Source organism: Deltaproteobacteria bacterium HGW-Deltaproteobacteria-6, from assembly GCA_002840435.1.
Lineage (GTDB): Bacteria > Desulfobacterota > Syntrophia > Syntrophales > Smithellaceae > UBA8904.
The window spans coordinates 7,550-10,949 of record PHAT01000017.1; the positions used below are offsets into that span (position 1 = coordinate 7,550).

At 50.5% G+C, this 3,400-nt stretch carries 2 protein-coding genes; both read right to left on the minus strand.

From position 1 onward, the window contains the following. Positions 1-147: 147 nt before the first annotated feature. Positions 148-2,145 carry an acyl CoA:acetate/3-ketoacid CoA transferase gene (locus CVU71_18315; GenBank protein PKN16903.1) on the minus strand — a complete coding sequence of 666 codons (1,998 nt, stop codon included), beginning with the start codon at positions 2,143-2,145 and terminating at the stop codon, positions 148-150. Positions 2,146-2,167: 22 nt separating this feature from the next. Beyond that, on the minus strand, positions 2,168-2,929 hold the full coding sequence (locus tag CVU71_18320) for a hypothetical protein (protein PKN16904.1): 762 nt from the start codon (positions 2,927-2,929) through the stop codon (positions 2,168-2,170). Between the last annotated feature and the right edge of the window lie 471 nt (positions 2,930-3,400).

Here is a 3,400-nt window from a genome sequence, read left to right on the forward strand (position 1 = left end):
AATAGTTGGATGTCTTTTGAAAACTTGAAAAATATTCAAGTTGCCGATTGACCATCAACAGATATTTTAATGTTTTAAGAAATGGGGTTTCAGGCTTAGCTGAAACCCCATTTCTTTTTTTAATTGCAGACGGACATGCTGATTGCCTTATTGTTTCTTTTCCAACGCCTCCCTGGCTTCGTCCTTGGACTGAAAGATATGCGGCGCGAGATTCCGTTTTTTCAGTTCATCGCCCAGCTTCATGCGTAAAAATGCGCTGGTCGTATAACGGGTCACATCGCTGTAATATTTGGACACAACAAACTGGACCATTTTAACGTACTCGTCTTCCAACTCCGGCACAATTGAAAAGTTATCATAATTAACAATGGTCTTCACACGCTTGCCCAGCGGGGCGCAGATTTCCGCTACCCGCGAGCGGATCGCCTCAATATCGCTTCTGCTCTTGACGGCCAACCCTTCAAAATTGACGTAGAAGATATTGTTTGCCGGATCGTAGGTCAGTCGCTCGTTAATGGGGATGCTCAGCAGATCATCTTTGAGCCCCATCGGCGCCGGTTTAAAAATCCGCTCATCCATCAGGCGGAGATTTTTAATAATGGGTTTAAAATCCATTTGCGCCAGAACCTCTTTTTCCAGATCGACGCCGGGCGCTATTTCAATAAGCTCGACGCCTTCCGGAGTCAGCTTGAAAACACAGCGTTCCGTGACGTAATAAATTTGCTGATCCCCCTGCTGCGCGGTTTTGCCGCTGAAGGTGATCTGCTCCACATCCTTAATGATTTTTTTAGAGCCGCCGTCTTTGTTGATTTTCAATTTGCCGTCGGCAATGGCCAGTTCAGACGCCCCTGCGGTAAAGGTTCCCCCGAAAACAATTTTTTTGGCGGTTTGGGTGATGTCGATGAAACCGCCGCAGCCGGCCAGTTTGGGGCCGAACTTGCTGACATTGACATTCCCGTGCGAATCCATCTGGGCCAACCCCAGGCAAGCCAGATCGAGGCCGCCGCCGTCGTAAAAATCGAACTGCTGATGCATGTCGAGCAGACAATCCATATTGGTGGCCGTGCCGAAATTAATACCGCCGGAGGGGATGCCGCCGATCGATCCCGCTTCGGCCGTCAGCGTCAGATAATCGAAAATGCCTTCTTCGTTGGCAACACTGGCCACGCCTTCCGGCATGCCGATGCCCAGATTAACCACCATGTTCGGTCGAAGCTCAAAAGCGGCGCGGCGCGCAATGATCTTGCGTTCATCCATGGGCAGAGGCTCCACCGTTGCCGTAGGTATTTTAAATTCACCGCTGAAAGCCGGATTGTAGGACGTCCCGTACGTCTGCCAGTGATTTTCTGGTTTGGCCACAATCACGCAGTCAACCAGAATGCCGGGAATTTTGACCTGGCGGGGATTGAGTGCGTGGCGATCGGCAATTCTTTCCACCTGGACGATCACAAAGCCGCCGGAGTTTTTTGCCGCCATGGCAATCGGCAGCATCTCCAGCGTCAGCGGCTCTTTTTCCATGGTAATGTTGCCGTCCATGTCCGCTGTTGTGCCGCGTAAGAGCGCTACGTGAATCGGCATCGTCTTGTAGGCCAGGTATTCCTTATCGTCAAAGTGGATCAGTTCGACCAGATCCTCCTTGGTAACCGCATTGACTTTGCCGGCAGACAGGCGCGGATCGACAAAGGTCCCCAACCCCACATGCGTAATGGTTCGCGGAGCATGACCGGCAATATCGCGGAAGAGATGTGTAATGACGCCCTGGGGAAAATTGTAGGCTTCAATTTTCCCCGCGAGCGCCAGCTTCTGCATTTTAGGAATCAACCCCCAGTGTCCGGCAATCAGGCGTTTGATCATGCCTTCATGAGCCAGACGGTTGATGCCTTTCTCCTTACTGTCGCCAATCCCGGCGGCAAAAATCAGCGTGAGATTTTTCGGTTCTCCCGTTTTCAGAAAACGATCTTCCAGCGCGCACAGCAGTTCTTCAGGTGAATAACCGACAAAACCGTCAATGGCCACGGTATCGCCGTCCCGGATAACGCGTATGGCATCATGGACCGATACCACCTTGCCGCGCTTCATACCGGAACGAATATCCGCAATGACCGGACTGACAATGCTTTTATTGTTCACATCTTTGCTGTTCATGCCTTTCCTCCAATATTTATTGCTAAGAGGTCATCGTTCCACCATCCACATAGATCGTGTCACCGGTAATATAGCTGGCAGCATCCGAAGCCAGAAAGAGCACAGCTCCGACAACATCTTCCGGTTCAGCAATTTTTCCTTTGGGAATGACCTGGGAGATCATTTTTTCCAGGTCCGGATTAGACCAGATGGGTTTGCTGAAATCCGTGCGGGTGAATCCGGGAGCAACCGCATTGACGTTGATGCCCAACTGCGCCCATTCCTTGGCCATACAGCGGGTAAGATGCTTCAGCGCCGCCTTACTGCATCCGTAGGCGGCCATGCCCGCCTCGGCCTTGTCCGCACCCACGGTGGTAATGTTGATGATTCTACCGCTTTTCTGCTCAATCATCTGACGCGCAACCAGACGACTCAAAAGCCAGACGGCCTTGACGTTGGTGTTGAAGCATTTGTCCCAGCCATCTTCGCGCAGATCCAAAAGACCGCGCAGAAAACTGCGGGCGGCATTATTCACCAGAATGTCGATGCGCCCGAATTCTTTGACAGTGACATTAACCAGATTTTCCAGCTGTTCATGTACCGTCAGGTCCGTCGCAACGGTCATCACTTTTGCGCCTGTTTTGCGGATCTCATCCGCGACGGCATCAATTTCTGTTTTAGTCCGACTGCACAAAACAACATTGGCTCCGGCTTCGGCCAATCCCAAGGCAATTACCCGGCCAATCCCACGGCCTGCTCCGGTGACAATTGCTGTTTTACCCGAAAAATTGAAAACATTGCCCATGATTTCCACCCTCCTGTTATCATAAAATTGTCAAATAATTATTTTTATACGTTGTGCACATTTATAATCTTTTAGAAAAGTGTTTGCAAGCGCTGAAACATTTTTTTTAAACGATGCTGGCCAATCCGCGGGGAGTTAAAACCAGCCATGATGATTGTGAAATCGGATAGCTTTTAAAGGACAACGACTTCATTCCGGTTCTAAAGATTGCGAAAAATACCGTGATGAGGTATGTTGCGAATGTTATGAAGCTCTCCGCAGCAAACCGCAATGAGCCCGCAATATATACATTTCAAGGAGTTTACCGTGAGCGCACACAAGGATATGGAGAAGTGGCAGGCAGCCGCAGCGAAGGAACTCAGGGGAAAGCCGCTTGCGTCTTTGACCTGGGAGACGCCGGAAGGCATCACCGTGAAGCCGATTTATACGGCGGAAGACCTGGAAGGGCTTTCGACCGTGAACACCCTTTCG

Excerpts from the sequence above, each read along its gene's own strand:
- CVU71_18315 (PKN16903.1), bottom strand. The coding sequence starts at position 2,145 with ATGAACAGCAAAGATGTGAACAATAAAAGCATTGTCAGTCCGGTCATT.
- CVU71_18320 (PKN16904.1), bottom strand. The coding sequence starts at position 2,929 with ATGGGCAATGTTTTCAATTTTTCGGGTAAAACAGCAATTGTCACCGGA.